General features: G+C 63.7%; 16 protein-coding genes and 3 pseudogenes. 8 read left to right on the forward strand and 11 right to left on the reverse strand.

The window, feature by feature from the left end; all coding sequences use genetic code 11:
• The first annotated feature begins 32 nt into the window (after positions 1-32).
• From guaB to B0E46_RS17705, 6 genes and pseudogenes are all read left to right on the forward strand, one after another.
• Positions 33-1,490: an IMP dehydrogenase gene (gene guaB / locus B0E46_RS07645; RefSeq protein ID WP_077555174.1), complete on the forward strand. Its 1,458-nt coding sequence runs from the start codon at positions 33-35 to the stop codon at positions 1,488-1,490.
• Positions 1,491-1,688: 198 nt separating this feature from the next.
• Positions 1,689-3,266 (forward strand): glutamine-hydrolyzing GMP synthase, encoded by a 1,578-nt coding sequence (gene guaA, locus B0E46_RS07650; RefSeq protein ID WP_077555175.1) that lies wholly within the window; start codon positions 1,689-1,691, stop codon positions 3,264-3,266.
• 301 nt (positions 3,267-3,567) lie between these two features.
• A pseudogene (locus B0E46_RS07655) lies at positions 3,568-4,110 on the forward strand (Arm DNA-binding domain-containing protein); the annotation flags it as partial.
• A gap of 4 nt (positions 4,111-4,114) precedes the next feature.
• A pseudogene (locus tag B0E46_RS07660) lies at positions 4,115-4,600 on the forward strand (conjugal transfer protein TrbE); the annotation flags it as partial.
• Complete coding sequence (locus tag B0E46_RS07665; protein ID WP_174567067.1) at positions 4,597-5,037, forward strand: hypothetical protein; 441 nt, start codon at positions 4,597-4,599, stop codon at positions 5,035-5,037. The pseudogene B0E46_RS07660 and the gene B0E46_RS07665, both read left to right, overlap by 4 nt.
• Positions 5,038-5,162: 125 nt before the next feature.
• The gene (locus B0E46_RS17705) at positions 5,163-5,303 is read left to right on the forward strand and encodes a hypothetical protein (RefSeq protein ID WP_168171160.1); all 141 of its coding nucleotides are present in this window, start codon (positions 5,163-5,165) and stop codon (positions 5,301-5,303) included.
• A gap of 246 nt (positions 5,304-5,549) precedes the next feature.
• Here B0E46_RS17705 and B0E46_RS07675 read toward each other — a convergent pair.
• Positions 5,550-5,969 (reverse strand): annotated as a pseudogene (locus tag B0E46_RS07675) (TrbG/VirB9 family P-type conjugative transfer protein); the annotation flags it as partial.
• Positions 5,869-6,618 carry a hypothetical protein gene (locus tag B0E46_RS07680; RefSeq protein WP_077555176.1) on the reverse strand — a complete coding sequence of 250 codons (750 nt, stop codon included), beginning with the start codon at positions 6,616-6,618 and terminating at the stop codon, positions 5,869-5,871. The gene B0E46_RS07680 and the pseudogene B0E46_RS07675, both read right to left, overlap by 101 nt.
• 387 nt (positions 6,619-7,005) lie before the next feature.
• Here B0E46_RS07680 and tadA point away from each other — a divergent pair, with 387 nt between their 5' ends.
• Positions 7,006-7,485, forward strand: coding sequence for a tRNA adenosine(34) deaminase TadA (tadA, locus tag B0E46_RS07685; RefSeq protein WP_077555177.1), 480 nt, complete (start codon positions 7,006-7,008; stop codon positions 7,483-7,485).
• A 9-nt stretch (positions 7,486-7,494) separates the two neighbouring features.
• Here tadA and B0E46_RS07690 read toward each other — a convergent pair whose 3' ends face one another.
• A complete protein-coding gene (locus tag B0E46_RS07690) occupies positions 7,495-8,334 on the reverse strand; it encodes an NAD-dependent protein deacetylase (protein ID WP_077555178.1) in 840 nt (279 codons plus the stop codon).
• Positions 8,335-8,376: 42 nt separating this feature from the next.
• The gene (locus B0E46_RS07695) at positions 8,377-8,916 is read right to left on the reverse strand and encodes a VOC family protein (RefSeq protein WP_077555179.1); all 540 of its coding nucleotides are present in this window, start codon (positions 8,914-8,916) and stop codon (positions 8,377-8,379) included.
• Positions 8,917-9,206: 290 nt separating this feature from the next.
• Between B0E46_RS07695 and B0E46_RS07700 the strand changes: the two genes are divergently transcribed.
• Positions 9,207-9,392 (forward strand): hypothetical protein, encoded by a 186-nt coding sequence (locus B0E46_RS07700; RefSeq protein WP_077555180.1) that lies wholly within the window; start codon positions 9,207-9,209, stop codon positions 9,390-9,392.
• A gap of 25 nt (positions 9,393-9,417) precedes the next feature.
• Here the strand turns inward: B0E46_RS07700 and B0E46_RS07705 are convergent, their stop codons facing one another.
• From B0E46_RS07705 to B0E46_RS07735, 7 genes are read right to left on the reverse strand one after another with little or no spacing between them, the layout of a single operon-like run.
• Complete coding sequence (locus tag B0E46_RS07705; RefSeq protein ID WP_077555181.1) at positions 9,418-9,966, reverse strand: lipocalin family protein; 549 nt, start codon at positions 9,964-9,966, stop codon at positions 9,418-9,420.
• A 37-nt stretch (positions 9,967-10,003) separates the two neighbouring features.
• A complete protein-coding gene (locus B0E46_RS07710; protein WP_077555182.1) occupies positions 10,004-11,086 on the reverse strand; it encodes a cyclopropane-fatty-acyl-phospholipid synthase family protein in 1,083 nt (360 codons plus the stop codon).
• The gene (locus tag B0E46_RS07715; RefSeq protein WP_077555183.1) at positions 11,083-11,865 is read right to left on the reverse strand and encodes a DUF1295 domain-containing protein; all 783 of its coding nucleotides are present in this window, start codon (positions 11,863-11,865) and stop codon (positions 11,083-11,085) included. Before B0E46_RS07715 ends, B0E46_RS07710 begins: the two co-directional genes overlap by 4 nt.
• On the reverse strand, positions 11,862-12,416 hold the full coding sequence (locus B0E46_RS07720) for a DUF2878 domain-containing protein (protein WP_077555184.1): 555 nt from the start codon (positions 12,414-12,416) through the stop codon (positions 11,862-11,864). Before B0E46_RS07720 ends, B0E46_RS07715 begins: the two co-directional genes overlap by 4 nt.
• On the reverse strand, positions 12,413-13,705 hold the full coding sequence (locus B0E46_RS07725) for a cyclopropane-fatty-acyl-phospholipid synthase family protein (protein WP_077555185.1): 1,293 nt from the start codon (positions 13,703-13,705) through the stop codon (positions 12,413-12,415). Before B0E46_RS07725 ends, B0E46_RS07720 begins: the two co-directional genes overlap by 4 nt.
• Positions 13,706-13,712: 7 nt before the next feature.
• Positions 13,713-14,501 carry a DUF1365 domain-containing protein gene (locus B0E46_RS07730; protein WP_077555186.1) on the reverse strand — a complete coding sequence of 263 codons (789 nt, stop codon included), beginning with the start codon at positions 14,499-14,501 and terminating at the stop codon, positions 13,713-13,715.
• Positions 14,498-15,796 carry an FAD-dependent oxidoreductase gene (locus tag B0E46_RS07735; RefSeq protein WP_077555187.1) on the reverse strand — a complete coding sequence of 433 codons (1,299 nt, stop codon included), beginning with the start codon at positions 15,794-15,796 and terminating at the stop codon, positions 14,498-14,500. The genes B0E46_RS07730 and B0E46_RS07735 overlap by 4 nt, the downstream gene beginning before the upstream one ends.
• Positions 15,797-15,799 lie beyond the last annotated feature (3 nt).

Consider the following 15,799-nt stretch of genomic DNA (forward strand, 5'->3'; position numbering starts at 1 on the left):
GTATAATTCCCTCTTTGCAGCGGGACTTTCGCATGCGCATCCTCGCCGAGGCTCTGACCTACGACGACGTCTATCTGGTTCCGGGCCACTCCATCGTGTTGCCACGCGATGTGGACACCTCCACGCGGTTCACCCGCAATTTGCGGCTGAACATCCCGATCGTCTCTGCCGCCATGGACACGGTCACCGAGGCTCGCCTCGCCATCACCATGGCGCAGTGCGGCGGCATCGGCATCATCCACAAGAACATGACGGCCGAGCAGCAGGCGGCGGAAGTGCGGCTGGTAAAGAAGTTCGAGGCCGGCGTGATCCGCAGCCCGATCACGGTGGGCCCGAACACCTCGATCCGCGAAGTGCTGCGCTTGACCCACGCGCACAACATCTCCGGCGTACCGGTGGTCGACGGCGAGCAGCTGGTCGGCATCGTCACCAGCCGCGATCTGCGTTTCGAACGCAAGCACGACGATCCGGTGCGCAACATCATGACCCGCCAGGACAAGCTGGTCACGGTCAGGGAAGGCGCCAGCCAGGACGACGTGCTGCAGCTGCTGCACAAGCACCGCATCGAGAAGGTGCTGGTGGTCAACGACGCGTTCCAGCTGCGCGGCCTGATCACCGTCAAGGACATCCAGAAGGCGCGCGACAACCCGCATTCCGCCAAGGGTCCCAACGAGGCGCTGCTGGTCGGCGCAGCGGTGGGCGTCGGTGGCGATACCGAGCAGCGCGTCGCCGCGCTGGTCGATGCCGGGGTCGACGTGCTGGTGGTGGACACCGCACATGGCCATTCGCAAGGCGTGATCGACCGCGCCGGCTGGGTCAAGAAACACTATCCGCAGGTGCAGGTGATCGCCGGCAACATCGTCACCGGCGAAGCGGCGCGCGCGCTGCTCGATGCCGGCGTGGATGCGGTCAAGGTCGGCGTGGGTCCCGGCTCGATCTGCACCACCCGCGTGGTCGCCGGTGTCGGCGTGCCGCAGATCACCGCGATCGACCTGGTCGCCACCGCGCTGAAGGACGAGATCCCGCTGATCGCCGATGGCGGCATCCGCTACTCCGGCGATATCCCGAAGGCACTCGCCGCCGGCGCATCCACCGTGATGCTCGGCTCGATGTTCGCCGGCACCGAGGAATCGCCGGGCGAAGTCGAACTGTTCCAGGGCCGTTCCTACAAGAGCTACCGCGGCATGGGTTCGATCGGGGCGATGCAGCTCGGCTCCAAGGATCGCTATTTCCAGGACGAAGCCGATGCCGACAAGCTGGTGCCGGAAGGCATCGAAGGTCGCGTGCCGTACCGCGGCCCGCTGCGCAACATCATCCATCAGCTGATCGGCGGCCTGCGTGCGTCGATGGGTTACCTGGGCGCGGCCAACATCGAGGACGTGCGCCACAAAGCGCAGTTCGTCAAGGTGACTTCCGCCGGCGTCACCGAAGCGCATCCGCATGACATCCAGATCACCAAGGAAGCGCCGAATTACCGGCTCAATTCCTGAGCATGCGCGAAGTCTCGAAAGACTGCTTTTTTGCTCGTCATCCCGGCGAAAGCCGGGACCCAGTGCCGTGGGTTGTTGCGGCCTGAAGTCGCTGGATTCCTGCTTGCGCAGGCATGACGGCGATTTTTCAAGGCTTCCACAAGGACGGAACGCATAACCCTCCCGCCAGACTGACACATCCTTGCCTCCCGGCCAGCCATGACCAACATTCATTCCGACAAGATCCTGATCCTCGATTTCGGCGCGCAATACACGCAGCTGATCGCCCGTCGCATCCGCGAGCTTGGCGTGTATTGCGAGATCTGGGCCTGGGATCACGAACCGGCTGAAATCGCTGCGTTCGGTGCCAAGGGCATCATCCTGTCCGGCGGCCCGGAATCGACCACGCTCGAAGGTGCGCCGAAAGCACCGCAAGAGGTGTTCGACTCCGGCGTGCCGATCCTCGGCATCTGCTATGGCATGCAGACGCTGGCTGCCCAGCTCGGTGGTGCCACCGAGGCGGCCGATGCGCGCGAGTTCGGTCACGCCGAAGTCGATATCGTGGCGACGAGCCGTCTGTTCGACGGCCTCAGCGACCATGCCGGCGGGCACAAGCTCGACGTGTGGATGAGCCACGGCGACCACGTCGCCAAGGCGCCGCCGGGTTTCGCGATCACCGGTACCACCGACCGCATCCCGGTCGCGGTGATGGAGAACGAGGCCAGGCGCTGGTACGGCGTGCAGTTCCACCCCGAAGTGACCCACACGAAGCAGGGCGGGGCGCTGCTGAAGCGTTTCATCACCGAGATCTGCGGCTGCGCCACGTTGTGGACCGCCGCCAACATCATCGACGACCAGATCGCCCGGGTGCGCGAACAGGTCGGCGACGACCATGTCCTGCTCGGCCTGTCCGGTGGCGTCGATTCCTCGGTGGTCGCCGCGCTGCTGCACAAGGCGATCGGCGACCGGCTCACCTGCGTCTTCGTCGACACCGGCCTGCTGCGCTGGCAAGAAGGCGACCAGGTGATGGCCACCATGGCCGAGCACATGGGCGTCAAGGTCATCCGCGTCAATGCGGCGGACCGCTACTTCAAGGCACTCGAAGGCGTGGCCGATCCGGAAGCCAAGCGCAAGATCATCGGCGGCCTGTTCGTGGAGATCTTCGACGAGGAGTCGGGCAAGATCGCCGCCGCCGGCAGCAAGGTGAAGTGGCTGGCGCAGGGCACCATCTACCCCGACGTGATCGAGTCGGCCGGCAGCAAGACCGGCAAGGCGCACGTCATCAAGAGCCACCACAACGTCGGCGGCCTGCCGGCGCACATGAAGCTCAAGCTGGTCGAGCCGCTGCGCGAACTGTTCAAGGACGAGGTGCGCCGCATCGGCGTCGAACTCGGCCTGCCGCGCGCGATGGTCTACCGCCACCCGTTCCCGGGCCCGGGCCTGGGCGTGCGCATCCTGGGCGAAGTGAAGCGCGAGTACGCCGAACTGCTGGCCCAGGCCGATGCGATCTTCATCGACGAACTGCGCAAGGCCGACCTGTACGACAAGACCAGCCAGGCATTTGCCGTATTCCTGCCGGTGAAATCGGTCGGCGTGGTGGGCGACGCGCGTGCCTACGAATGGGTGATCGCACTGCGCGCGGTGGAGACCATCGACTTCATGACGGCGCATTGGGCGCACCTGCCGTATGAGTTTCTAGGCAAGGTTTCTAACAGAATAATCAATGAGTTGCGTGGTGTTTCTCGCGTCGTTTATGACATCAGCGGCAAGCCGCCCGCCACGATCGAGTGGGAGTGAAATCAGGTCCTTCGAGGCCTATCGCAAGCTATCGAAAAACTGTCATAACGTGTTGATTATAATAAAAATACGTCTCGGCAGCTATTGGTGGCTATCGCCGGCTAGCGAAACAAGTTGGCGGTAGAACTGACGGTAGGAACTGGAGGTCGGATTAAGACCCTCTCGTTTACTAATCAGACCAAAACGGTCTTTGACGGTAAAAATCATCTCAGGAAAGCTGGTTTTATGCGGCTTTCCGAGCATCAGCAGGTCTCTTGGCCCCTGACGGTAAAAGCCGTCACGAACAGGAGGAAAAACCTCGATGCTTACCGACACTGCACTGCGTAATCTCAAGTCTAAGTCAAAGACTTATAAGGCTTTTGACCGGGACGGAATGTACGTGACGGTATCGCCCGTCGGTACCGTCACCTTCCGCTACGATTACCGCCTTAACGGCCGCCGCGAGACTCTAACCATCGGCCGGTACGGGCCGGCTGGCGTCTCGCTGGCTTTGGCCCGAGAAAAGTTGATCGACGCCAAGAAGACAGTCGCCCAAGGCAATTCCCCGGCGCTTGAGAAACAGCGTGAGAAGCGTCGCCTGACTGCGGTGAAGACCTTTGGCGACATGCTGGGCCGCTGGCTCGTCGGTGCCCGTATGGCCGACAGCACGCGCGCGATGCGCAAGAGCATCGTTGACCGCGATATCTTTCCAGCATTCCAGAACCGACTGCTGACCGAGATCGGTCCCGACGATTTGCGCGCGTTGTGCAACAAGGTGAAGGCCCGCGGCGCCCCGGCGACCGCCATCCATATCCGCGACATCGTGAAGCAGGTTTATGCCTTCGCCGTCCTGCATGGCGAGAAGGTGGGTATTTGCGGCGCGCATCCGCCAGTGGTTGAAGACACTGCGCAAGAAGAACGTAAGCGTCATCTTTGCCACGCAATCGCTCGCCGACATCAAGGATTCGAGCATTGCACCGGCGATCATCGAGAGCTGCGCGAGCCGCATCTTCCTGCCAAACCCGCAGGCGACCGAGCCGCAGATTCGCACCATCTACGAAGGTTTTGGCCTCAACGGCCGGCAGATCGAGATCGTCGCCACCGCCGAGCCCAAGCGCGATTACTACTACCAGTCACGGCTGGGCAATCGCCTGTTCGACCTCGACCTGGGACCGGTGACGCTGGCGTTCGCTGGCGCCTCAACACCGCTGGACCAGCGCGACATTGATCGCGTGCTCGGCGCCGGCGCACCCGGTTTCACGGGAGCATGGTTGCGTCACATCGGTCTCGACTGGGCCGCCGACCTCATCCCTTCGTTTCCCTCGGTTCCTTCGCCATCGGAGATTCGGCCATGAAGAAGACTTGGCTGGCCGCTGCTGCGGCCGTGTTGTTCACGTGCTCGTCCGCGAGCTTCGCGCAGTGGGCGGTATTCGACGCCGCTAACTATTCGCAGAACCTGCTCACCGCGGCACGTGAGCTGCAACAGATCGACAACCAGATCCAGCAGTTGCAGAACGAGGCAACGATGCTGGTCAACCAGGGCCGTAATCTCACCAGCCTCAACTACAACTCACTGTCGCAATTGCTCTCCACCTTGGCGACGACGAATCAGTTGATCTCACAGGCGCAGGGACTGACCTTCAATGTCGCGCAGTCGCAGGCGACGTTCAATCGGCTATATCCCGGCTCCTACAGTGCCGGCACGCTTCCTTCTGATCCTGCCGGTTCTGGATCGCCGTCGGATCGTTGGGCTGCGCGGCCGTGGACGCTGGGCCAGCCCCCATCGGATTGAACGGTCCGGCCGAAGTGTTCGGCAACGGCACTGTCGTCGCTCCCGCGTCCGTTTTCCCCGTGGCATTGCTTGTGCGGAAGAACACTGCCGAGCGGGCGACTTCCTCGGCCTGGCGCTGCCGGTCGATGTTCTCGGCCGACGGCCCCGGATTGGCGTTGCCAGCCGGCAGTGGCGCGACGGATGCTGCACCCCAGTCGCCGGGCAGTGGTGGCCCGAGCTGCGGCACGCTGGCCGCCGGTGCCGGCTTCGCTGGCAGCTTCGAGTAGTCGGCCGGCAACTGGTTCAGGTCGTCGGACTTGGCGATCCGATCGACGTTGTATAGCTCCGTCTGGTCGCCCGAACCGCGCCGGCCTTTCGATTGCAGCGCCCACATGGATGCACCGGCAACGACGACTGCGAGCAACGTTGCCGAAACGGCCAGCGTGCGGCGATTGAGCCGCGTCACTGGACGCGGCGCGACGCGCAACGCAACGCCCTCGGGAGCAACCTTCGGCGTGGGCTGGGTTTCGTGGTCAGTCGTGCCCATGACCCGCTCCCGCGGCGATGCCGTCGGTGCGCTCGATGCGCACTACGGCCGCCCTACTCCCATCCTTGCCACCGAGCCGTAGTTCGGCCGCGCCGAACAGTCGATCCACGATGTCGTAAGGCGCGTGGAAACGGTAATTCACCAGCTCGCCCTTGCCGTCCGGGCCAACCACGAATAGCGGCGGCAATTCACCCTGCGCGATGCCAGCCGGAAACTGGATATACACGTGCTGCCCATCATCGAAGGCACGTACCGGCTTCCATGGTGGGCTGTCGCCCGTGATCGCGTAGCGGAAGTGCAACTGGTCAAGCGACAAGCCCGAGGCGGCGGGCGCTTGCGTATCGGCCGCTTGCGCCTGGGCCTGCAACGCCAACATCTGGTCTTTCGGGTACTGCCACGACACGGATGGCCTTACGCATTCTGGCCACGATCGTCTCTTGGCATGCCTCCAGCACGTTGCCGCCCACTCGGATCCGTTCGATCACGTCGACGATCTTCTGTTTCAGATCGCGGAAGGTTTCCAACTGGTGCCGGAACTCGCTGATGTTGATAGGGCGCTCTTCGATGATGCGATCGCGGACGAAGGCGCTGGCATCGTGGACGTCCTTCAGGTTCAGGGCATTCTTCAGTGCCTTGGAGAAGGCGACGTTGTCGATGCTGCGCGCCCGGTCGGCACGCAGCTGGAACAACATACGCTGGACGAAGTCCGATGCGACTCTGTCCCTCGGGAAGTCTGGCTTCCCACCGGCCGCGATCGTACGTTCGCTGGCCCAGTCCTTGAAGTCAGGCCATGCCAAGGGCAGGGGGGCTTTGGTCTTCGAGTCTTCGTAAAGATCGCCGTAGGCCAGGACTTTGGCTGCGGTGTAGCGCTTGCCGTTCGGGCTGTTCTTCGTCATTTGCAGCGCAATGACGTCGGGATCGACGCCTTCTTCAAGCATCCGGCCAGCTCGTTCAGCAGCTGAACCCGCGCGAGACGCCGGGCTAGAGACTTTTTCGATCAGATCGGTAGCGCGGTCAGTAATGGCGCCAGCGATGTTATTGGTAGATTTCGCCATGTTATGCAATCTCAAAAAATGCCCCGTCGTCCAGGGCGGTGCTTACATGGATGGAGGTTTCCATCCGTTCTTCGTAGCACCTCGCCCTGCAATCGAATGGACTGAAGTCGGTGCCCGTGTCCGGTATCATAGGAGTTGATTGACGATGGTGTCGTAAGAATCGTTACCCCGCAGCTCGCGCCATCTTCCGCGTCGGCAAAAGCGTTGCGCGATCGACGGTAAGAACGACGGTAGGTGCCTAAGTCAATCACCGCCAATCCCTTTAACCACGTGGGTTTAGGTGGCCTGTTGATGATGGAGTGGGAATAACAAAATCAGCCACTTGCATGCACCCAGGAAGGCCGGCAGCTTGCCGGCTTTCTCATGTCATGAACACAATATATTGAAATGACTGACGAAATTATCGAATCATTCTCGCCGGCGGACGTGCAATACATGCAGCGCGCGCTGCAGCTCGCCGCGCATGCGCGTGACGCCGAGAATGAAGTGCCGGTAGGTGCCGTGCTGGTGCTGGAGGGCGAGATCGTCGGCCTGGGCTGGAACCGCAATATCACCTTGCACGACCCGACGGCGCATGCCGAGGTCATGGCGATGCGGGCGGCGGGCGAAAAACTGGCCAATCACCGGCTGTCCGGCGCCACGCTCTACGTCACGCTGGAACCGTGCGCGATGTGCGCGATGGCGATGATCCACGCCCGCCTCGGCCGCGTGGTCTACGCGGCGTCGGATCCCAAGACCGGTGCGGCGGGGAGCGTGTTCAACACCTTGATCGACGAGCGCCACAACCACCGCATCGAGGTGGCCGGTGGCTTGCTCGCCGAGGAATCCGCCAACCTGCTGCGCGATTTCTTCCGCGCCCGTCGCTGAGTCAGGTCGTCACAGGAAAGCCAGCGCCTGCGCGCAGGATTGCTCGACCTTGAGGCTCAGCAACGGATCGGCGCGGGTGTGGCCGATGTTCACCGCGGCGATCGGTTTGCCGGCCCGCGCTGCGGCATTCGCAAAGCGATAGCCGGAATACACCATCAGCGACGAGCCAACCACCAGCATCGCATCGGCATCCTGCAAGGCCTGCATGCCGGCATCCACACGCTCGCGCGGCACGTTCTCGCCGAAGAACACCACGTCAGGCTTCAACAGGCCGGCACAATGCGGACAAGGTGGCACCTGGAAACGGGAGAAATCCTGTCCGTCCAGATCGGCGTCGCCATCCGGTGCATCCGCCGCATCGAGATCCGCCCAGGCCGGGTTCAACCGCAACAGCGCGGCTTGGAATTCCGTGCGCAACATGCGTCGTTCGCAAGCCAGGCAGCGCACCTGATCCAGCCGCCCGTGCAGGTCGACCACGTTTTCGCTGCCAGCGGCCTGATGCAGCCGATCGACGTTCTGGGTCAGCAACAGGGTCAGCCTGCCTTGCCGTTCCAGCCGGGCGAGGGCGTGATGGGTTGCATTCGGCTGCGCCCCTCCGAAGCGTCGCCAACCGACCAGACTGCGTGCCCAGTAACGCTGGCGCGTGGCCAGTTCGCCCACGAACGCCTGATAGGTCACCGGCTGCGGGCGTTTCCAGCCGCCGTTGGCGTCGCGGTAATCGGGAATGCCCGAATCCGTGCTGCAGCCGGCGCCAGTCAACACGAACAGACGGCGATGCGCCGCGACGAATTCGGGCAGCGCTGTCGTACACGTGTGCTCCACGATCGCCTGAGATGAAGTACCTGACATGTTGCTGTTATGGCATCCGTTTGCATGGATTGCCAGCGTGAGTCACGGCGCCGTAGCGAGCTGTCTCGTGTTCCGACCCACCAGTTGCAGCCGCAGCCCCCACGGCGCCACGAAGTTCACCACCGTCTGACCGGCATGCGGGCCAGACGTCACGGTTACCGGCGAGCCGATCACGCTGACACCTTCATGTCGCAGCCACCGGTCGGCGTGCGCCACATCGTCAGCGGAGAACGGGATCGGCTCGCTGCCCTGATTCGCCGAATGCCGCGAGGCGGGGAGCGAGTTCGCTCCGTGATTGTCGAAGAGTTCGACGACGTTGCCCGAATCGCAGAGCAGCAGGCGGGATGCAGGCACGCCGGCACGCCGGGCATTGCCCTTGGATGTCGTTGCGCTCCCAGCGACCGGGCCGATCGGCTCGCAGTCCAGGACATTGCGGAAGAACGCCGTGGCCTGCGCCAGGTCGGGTACGCCGATGCCCACATAACCGCTGTCACGCAGGCTTGCGGCGCGAGCATTGAGCGGCATGCCGCCGACGACCAGCAACGCCACGCCGGCCAGCATCGAAAGAAGGGATTTGCGCATGACACAGCACCAAGTAAACCGTACTGGTGGCGTAGATGGGCATGGATGGCCGCAGTTGAAGTGTCGCCGGGTGACCAGCCCGTTTCCCTCCGCGAACGATCACGACGGCGTCAACCCAGGCGGCAGGTGTCCCGTTGATCGTTCATTGATGGACACGGAGCGATCGCGCGATAACGCTTTAGCCGTGCCCTCGCGGGCTCCATGTTTCAACCGGACGTGCAGATCGGTGCGTGCCGTCGAATGACGGCGATGGATCCGGTCACCCACCTCGCTACAACAGGATTGCCAGGATGAAGCATCACCTCAGTTCACTGCTGCAACGCAAGCGTACCGATTTCGAGGGCGCCCGGGATGGTGGCCGCCCGCCACGGTTCGATGACGCGGAAGAGAAGACCGGCATCCAGCCGAAGGATGGCTATGACTGGCTGGCCCTGATCAAGACCGCAGCAGCGACTCGGCCAGCTGCGCGCGGCTGATGTCAAAGGACTCGGCACCCTCGCGTCACTGAATGGTTTCCGGCCACGCCTGCGGCACTTTTCGTATCTTCGACACGGGGTATCCCAGCGCCTTCACGCGTGCCAGCAGCTGGTCATAGTCCGCCTGCGGAATGCTCGGGGTGCGCGCCATCACCCAGGTGTAGTCGCGTGCATCGCGGGCGACGATGGTCTGGCTGTAGTCCTCTTTCAGATAGGCCACGATGTATTGCGCCTTGATCGGCCAGAACACCTGCACACCCCACACGGCATTGCCGCTGTCCGCCTTCACGAAGCCGGTGGAATGGATCGCCTTCAGCGGGCCGTCCACCGAACCGTTGCGGAAGCGGAACGCGGTGTACACGTTGCCGTCCGGCTGCAGTTTGTAGGTCTCGATCGCATTGGAGGCATCCTTTTCGAAGCGCGTGGGAATGGTGGCGATCACATACCACCTGCCCATGAAACGGGGCAGGTCGACGTGCGCGACGGGCTTGATCGGCGGCAGTTCGTTGGCGAAGCCTCCGGTACTGGCCAGCCCGAGGCTGCAAGCCAGCATGAGTGCTCTGGACAGATGCATGGAACAACTCCGATAGGGGTGAGAGTGGCCCGAGCCGTCAGGGGCGCACGAACCGGTAATGCGCGACCAGCCACTCCTGGCCATCGGCGTAGCCGAACAACTCCGCGCAGGACATCCAGAACATGCGCCAACGCTGGAACCACAGCGGTGCGGCCTTGGTGCCGTACGCCTTGATCAGCGTGGCCATCACCCGATCCTTGCGCGCATCCTGATTGGCGAGCCAGTGATTGGCGCTGCGCTGGTAATGCGTGCCATCGACGTGCCAGCGCTGCTCGATCCGCAGGTCGCGCTGGAACCAGAGCAGGGTGTCGGAGGCGGGCATCAAGCCGCCGGTGAAAAAATGCCGGCCCATCCAGTTGTCCTCGCCCGCGGTCTCGAACGGGTACATCAGAGTCGTGTGCGCGAAGATGTGCACGAACAGCTTGCCGCCAGGCCGCAGCCAGCTCGAGATGCGACCGAGCAGGATCTCGTAGTTGCGCATGTGCTCGAACATCTCGACCGACACGCAGCGATCGAACTGCGCGGCTTCCAGTTCGAGCCGGTTGACGTCCTGGGTGATCACGCGCACGTTGAACAGGCCACGTTGGCGGCACTGCGCTTCGATGTGTTCGCGCTGCTGGTTCGAGTTCGAGACCGCGACGATCTTCGCGTTCGGATAGCGTTCGGCCATCCACAGCGTGAGCGAACCCCAGCCGCAGCCGAGTTCGAGGATCTTCTGGCCGTCCGCCAGCTCGGCACGCACGCCATACAGCTTGAGCATCGCCTCTTCGGCCTGGTCCAGCGACTCGTCGCCGCGCGGGTAATAGCAGCCCGAATACTTCAGGCGCTTGCCGAGGCACAGCTCGAAGAAGGCCGGCGGCAGTTCGTAGTGCTGCGCATTGGCGGCATCGGTATGGATGGCCACCGGGCTGTGCCGCAGCATGTCGATGCGCTCGGCAAAACGGGTCGCCTGCTGATCCAGTCCACCCGTCATTTCCTCGCGCAGGCGCTGCGCGCACATGCGCCGGATGCCCTGCCGCAAGAGGGCGTCGGGCAAGCGGCCACGCTCGGCCAGACCCAGCAGCCCGCTGGCGGGGTGTTCCTGGGGGAGTTCGTCGCCGGCGGCGGCATGGGCATTCATGGGTCGATCCTCTTCGGAAACCAGGGAAACAGCATCGATGTGCTGCGTTGATAGGCGCGGTAGTCCTCGCCGCGGCTGCGCAGCGCCTGCGTCTCGGTATACGGGACGCCGCTGATCCAGCGCAGGAACACATACATCACCAGCGGCCCCGACCAGGCCAGCCACGCGATGGGCGAGCCCAACGCGAGGCAGACGTAAGCGAACCAGTGGATCCATTCGAAGAAATAGTTGGGGTGACGGGAGTAACGCCACAGGCCATCGCGACAGGTGCGCCCGCGATTGGCGGGGTTGGCACGGAAGCGCGCAAGTTGGCGGTCGGCGATCGCTTCGCCGATCACGCTGACCAGCCAGATCGCGATCGCTGCCAGAGTCCACGGATCTAGGCCGTCGGGATTGCGCGCCACCGCAAGGAACGGCAACGCGAACAGCACGACCAGCAAGGCCTGGAACTGGAAGAACAGGAAGAACTTGAACTGATTGCCGTTCCAATGCGCGCGCAGATTCTGGTAACGGCCATCCTCCGGCTCGCCGCGAACGCGTGTCCACAAATGCCTGGCGAGCCGCGTACCCCACAAGCCACCGAGCACGGCCAAGGTCGCGCGCGGCCATGCGGCGCCATCGCCGAATACCGCAAGGAAAACCGCCGTGCCGCCTACGCCACTGGCCCACAGCACATCGACGATGCCCGCATTGGCGCGTGGGCGTTGCCACAGCCAGCCCAGGCTCATCATCAAGGCCGCCAGCAGCCACAGGCAGCCCAATTGGATCCATGGGTTCATGGTGTGTGACCTTGCAGGGAGATGGAGACGGGTGCCGTCGTGGTTGTCCCGCGTCTGGCCAGCCACGCCAGTGCCGGCGTGGCCAGGCCCCAACCGATCCCCAGGCACAGCAAGCCACGCCAGCTGGGATCGACCAAGGTCACTGCATGCCAGCCATGGGCTGCGCTCAGGTAGGCCAACGGACCGCCAACGGCGCCCAGCAATGCCGCCAACCAGAGGCGTGTCTGCAGGTAGGCCAGCGATTGCGTGAAGGTCAGCGCAAAGGTGGCCCACAATGCGAGAATCCATGCCGGCGCCAAGGCTGCGGACGGCCACGAAGCCGCGTAGCTGGCCAGCCCGGCACGGATCAATCCGCCATCGAGCAGGAATCCCATCACGATCGCCGTCGCCATCAACGACAGATCGGCCTTGTAGCGGCGTGCAATACCCAGCTGACATGCCGCATATACCAGCATGCCGACAACCCCGGGCCACGCCAGTCCGTGTTCGGCACCGATCACGGCGCTGAACCAGACCAGCTGATAGCCGATCAGGCTGATCCAGAATTTCATGCAGGAGTCCCGAGCTCGGGCAGCAGGGCAGGTCGGCGGTTGCCGGGCTTGGTCAGCAGCAGATGCGCCACCCCGATGGAGCGCTCGCGGAAGCCGCCTTCGCAATACGCCAGGTAGAACTCCCACATGCGGATGAAGTGCTCGTCGAAACCCTGCGCGCGTACCTGCGACAGATGCGCTATGAAACGTTCGCGCCATGCCTGCAAGGTGCGCGCATAGGATTCGCCGAAGTCCTCCAGCTGGACCAAGGCCAGATCGCTGCTGCGGGTCTTGGCGGCGAGCAGGGCGCTGATCGACGGAATGAAGCTGCCGGGGAACACATGGCGCTTGATGAAGTCGACCGACTTCAAGGCCTGCGCGTAGCGATGGTCTTCGATCGTGATGGCCTGCAGCAGCGCCAGTCCATCGGGCTTGAGCAGCTGGCCCAGCTGGCCGAAATACGTATCGAGGTAAGGCGCGCCGATCGCCTCGACCATCTCGATCGATACCAGCTTGTCGTATCGCCCATCCAGGTCACGATAGTCTTTCAGCAGCAAGGTGACGCGGTCGCTTGCGCCGGCAGCGTTGACGCGTGCACTGGCCAGCGCATGCTGCTCGCGCGAGATCGTGGTGGTGGTGACATGGCAGCCGTAATGCTGTGCTGCGTACAGCGCGAAACCACCCCAACCAGTGCCGATCTCGATCACGTGATCGGTCGGCTGCAGGTCGAGTTTGCGGCAGATGCGTTCCAGCTTGCGCGTGGAGGCAGCCTCCAGCGTGTCGTCGACGCCGGCCCAGATTGCCGAGGAATACATCAGGTCCGGCGACAGGAACAGTTCGAAGAAATCGTTGCCGAGATCGTAATGCGCGGCGATGTTGCGGCGGCTGCCCGTGCGCGTATTGCGCTGCAGGGCATGCCAGGCGCGCATCGCCATGCCGCCGAGCCGGGCCAGCCCGGTCTCCATGCCGTCGAGCAAGTCGCGGTTGCGCACCAGCAACTGGATCAGGCCGACCAGATGGCTGCAGCGCCATTGCCCGGCCATGTAGGACTCGCCGGCGCCGACGCTGCCATTGGCGGCAACAGCACGATAGAACGCGGGATCGAGCACCTCGATGTGTACGGTGAGATCCGGGTGCTGCGTCGCTGGCGTGCCCAGCTCGACCGTACCCAGCGCATCCTGGACTACCAGCCGGCCATGCCGCAGACCGGCCATCTGCGCGAGCAGGCGTTGGCGCAGGAAACGCGCACCTGCCGAGGGGGCCGTGACGTCAGCGGATTCGGTAACACCGGGTTTGACGATAGCGTTCATGCGGGCCTCAAAGCGGTTGCGGATGGTCGTGGACGGGGTTGCGCTTCAGCCACAGTCGCAACGCCTGCCAGTGGATGGCGCTGACGATCTGGGCTGTCATCAGCGGATAGCGCCACAGCACGCGGGCGAGCGAGGCGCCGGTCAGTGGACGTCGCTGCAGAGTGAGGGTGGCGTCGAACTCGCGTTGGCCGTCGCGCAGGACGTCCATGTGCACATTGAGATCATCAGCCGGCGCGGTGAAGCGCCAGTCGTACTCGCGCGCCATCGGCATGAAGGGCGATACGTGGAAGGTCTTGGGGAAGCTCCAGTGCATGGCGCGTCCATGCATCCGTGCGGTCTCGACCGGCAGCACATACGCATGGCGTTCGTGCCACGGCATGTTGGTGATCTCGGCCACGATGCAGACCAGGGTCACGCCGTCCTCGGCGTAGCAGTAGTAGAAGCTGACCGGGTTGAACACGTAGCCGAAGTAACGCAGATGGGTCAGCAGGCGGATCGGCCCGACCGGCCGATGCCCGGTGGCCTGCTCGACGCGCTGGCGCACGGCTTCTGCCAGCGGCAGTTCCACCGGGCCGAGGTAATCCTTGCGCCGAAACTGCGCGATGTTGCCGTGCTCGCTGGACCATAGCCAGCGTTGCTTGAACACGCGATCGACTTCGTCCAGATCCAGATAAAGCTGGGCCATCTTGTAATCGAAGACATGCGCGTGGGGCACGAGGCGACGATGGCGCACCACGCCCTCGTAGACGGCGCTCGCCAGCGGCGCAGTCGCCTGGACTGCTACGTCGGCTTTCACGCCGCCATCTCCTGTCCACGTGGTTTCACCAGATGGAGGGACGCCGTGCCCGCCGGCCAGCGCACGCCGAGTGCTTCAGCGACTTCGACCGCGCTGCGCATGCCGTCCTCGTGGAAACCCCAGCCCCAGTACGCACCGGCAAACCAGGTGCGTCGTTGCCCCTGGATCTCGGCCTTGCGCATCTGCGCGGCCACCGAAGCGTGGCTGTAAACCGGGTGGTGATATTGCATGCGTGCGAGCACCTTGTCCGGATCGATCGCTGCGGTGCGGTTGAGCGTGACCACGAAGGGCTCGGGCGAGTCGATACCCTGCAACAGGTTCATGCAGTAGCTGACGGTGCAGGCTTCGCCGGGGTCGCGCGGCACCCATGCATTCCACGCGGCCCACGCCTTGCGACGCACCGGCAGCACGCTGGCGTCGGTGTGCAGCACGGTGTCGTTAGCCTGGTAAGGCATGGCGCCGAGAATGGCCTGCTCGCGTTCGTTCGCGTCGCTCAGCAGGGCCAGTGCCTGGTCGCTGTGGCAGGCCAGTATCAACTGGTCGAAGTGCTCGATGCCTGCGGCACTTTCCACGACGGCGCCATCGGCATGGCGGCGGATCGAACGTACCGCGCAATTCAGCCGTTCGCGTACCGGCCAATGCGCACGCAACGCCTGCACATAGCTGGACGAACCACCGCGTACCACCTGCCATTGCGGGCGGTCGCTGAGCTGCAGCATCTGGTGGTTCGCCATGAACTGCACCAGATAGCGGGCCGGAAAGCCGAGGATCTGCGTGGCCGGCGAGGACCACAGCGCCGACGCCATCGGCACCAGATGCTCGTCGCGGAAGGCAGTACCGTATCCGTGCTCGCTGAGATAGTCGACGAGCGTCGGGCCCTCTCCTGGCGAATCCAGCAGCGCTGGCGCCTCGCGATAGAAGCGCGTCAGGTCGCGCACCATGCCGATGAAGCGTGGCGAGCACAGGTTGCGACGCTGGCAGAACAGCGTATCCAGCGTGGCGGCGTTGTATTCCAGCCCGCTGGCTTCGTTGTGCACCGAGAAGCTCATCGTGGTCGGCCGCGACTCCACGCCCAGCTGCTTGAACATCCGCGTCAGCAGCGGGTAATGACTCGGGTTGTGCACGATGAAGCCGCTATCGATCCGGTATGCGCGACCGTGCTGCATCACCTCATGCGTATGCGTGTGGCCACCGAAATAGCTGTTGGCCTCGAACAGCGTCACATCGAACTTGCGCGACAGCAGCCATGCCGATGCCAGTCCCGCGATACCTGATCCCACCACGGCAACGCGCATGGT

This window comes from Rhodanobacter sp. B04, assembly GCF_002001125.1.
GTDB lineage: Bacteria > Pseudomonadota > Gammaproteobacteria > Xanthomonadales > Rhodanobacteraceae > Rhodanobacter.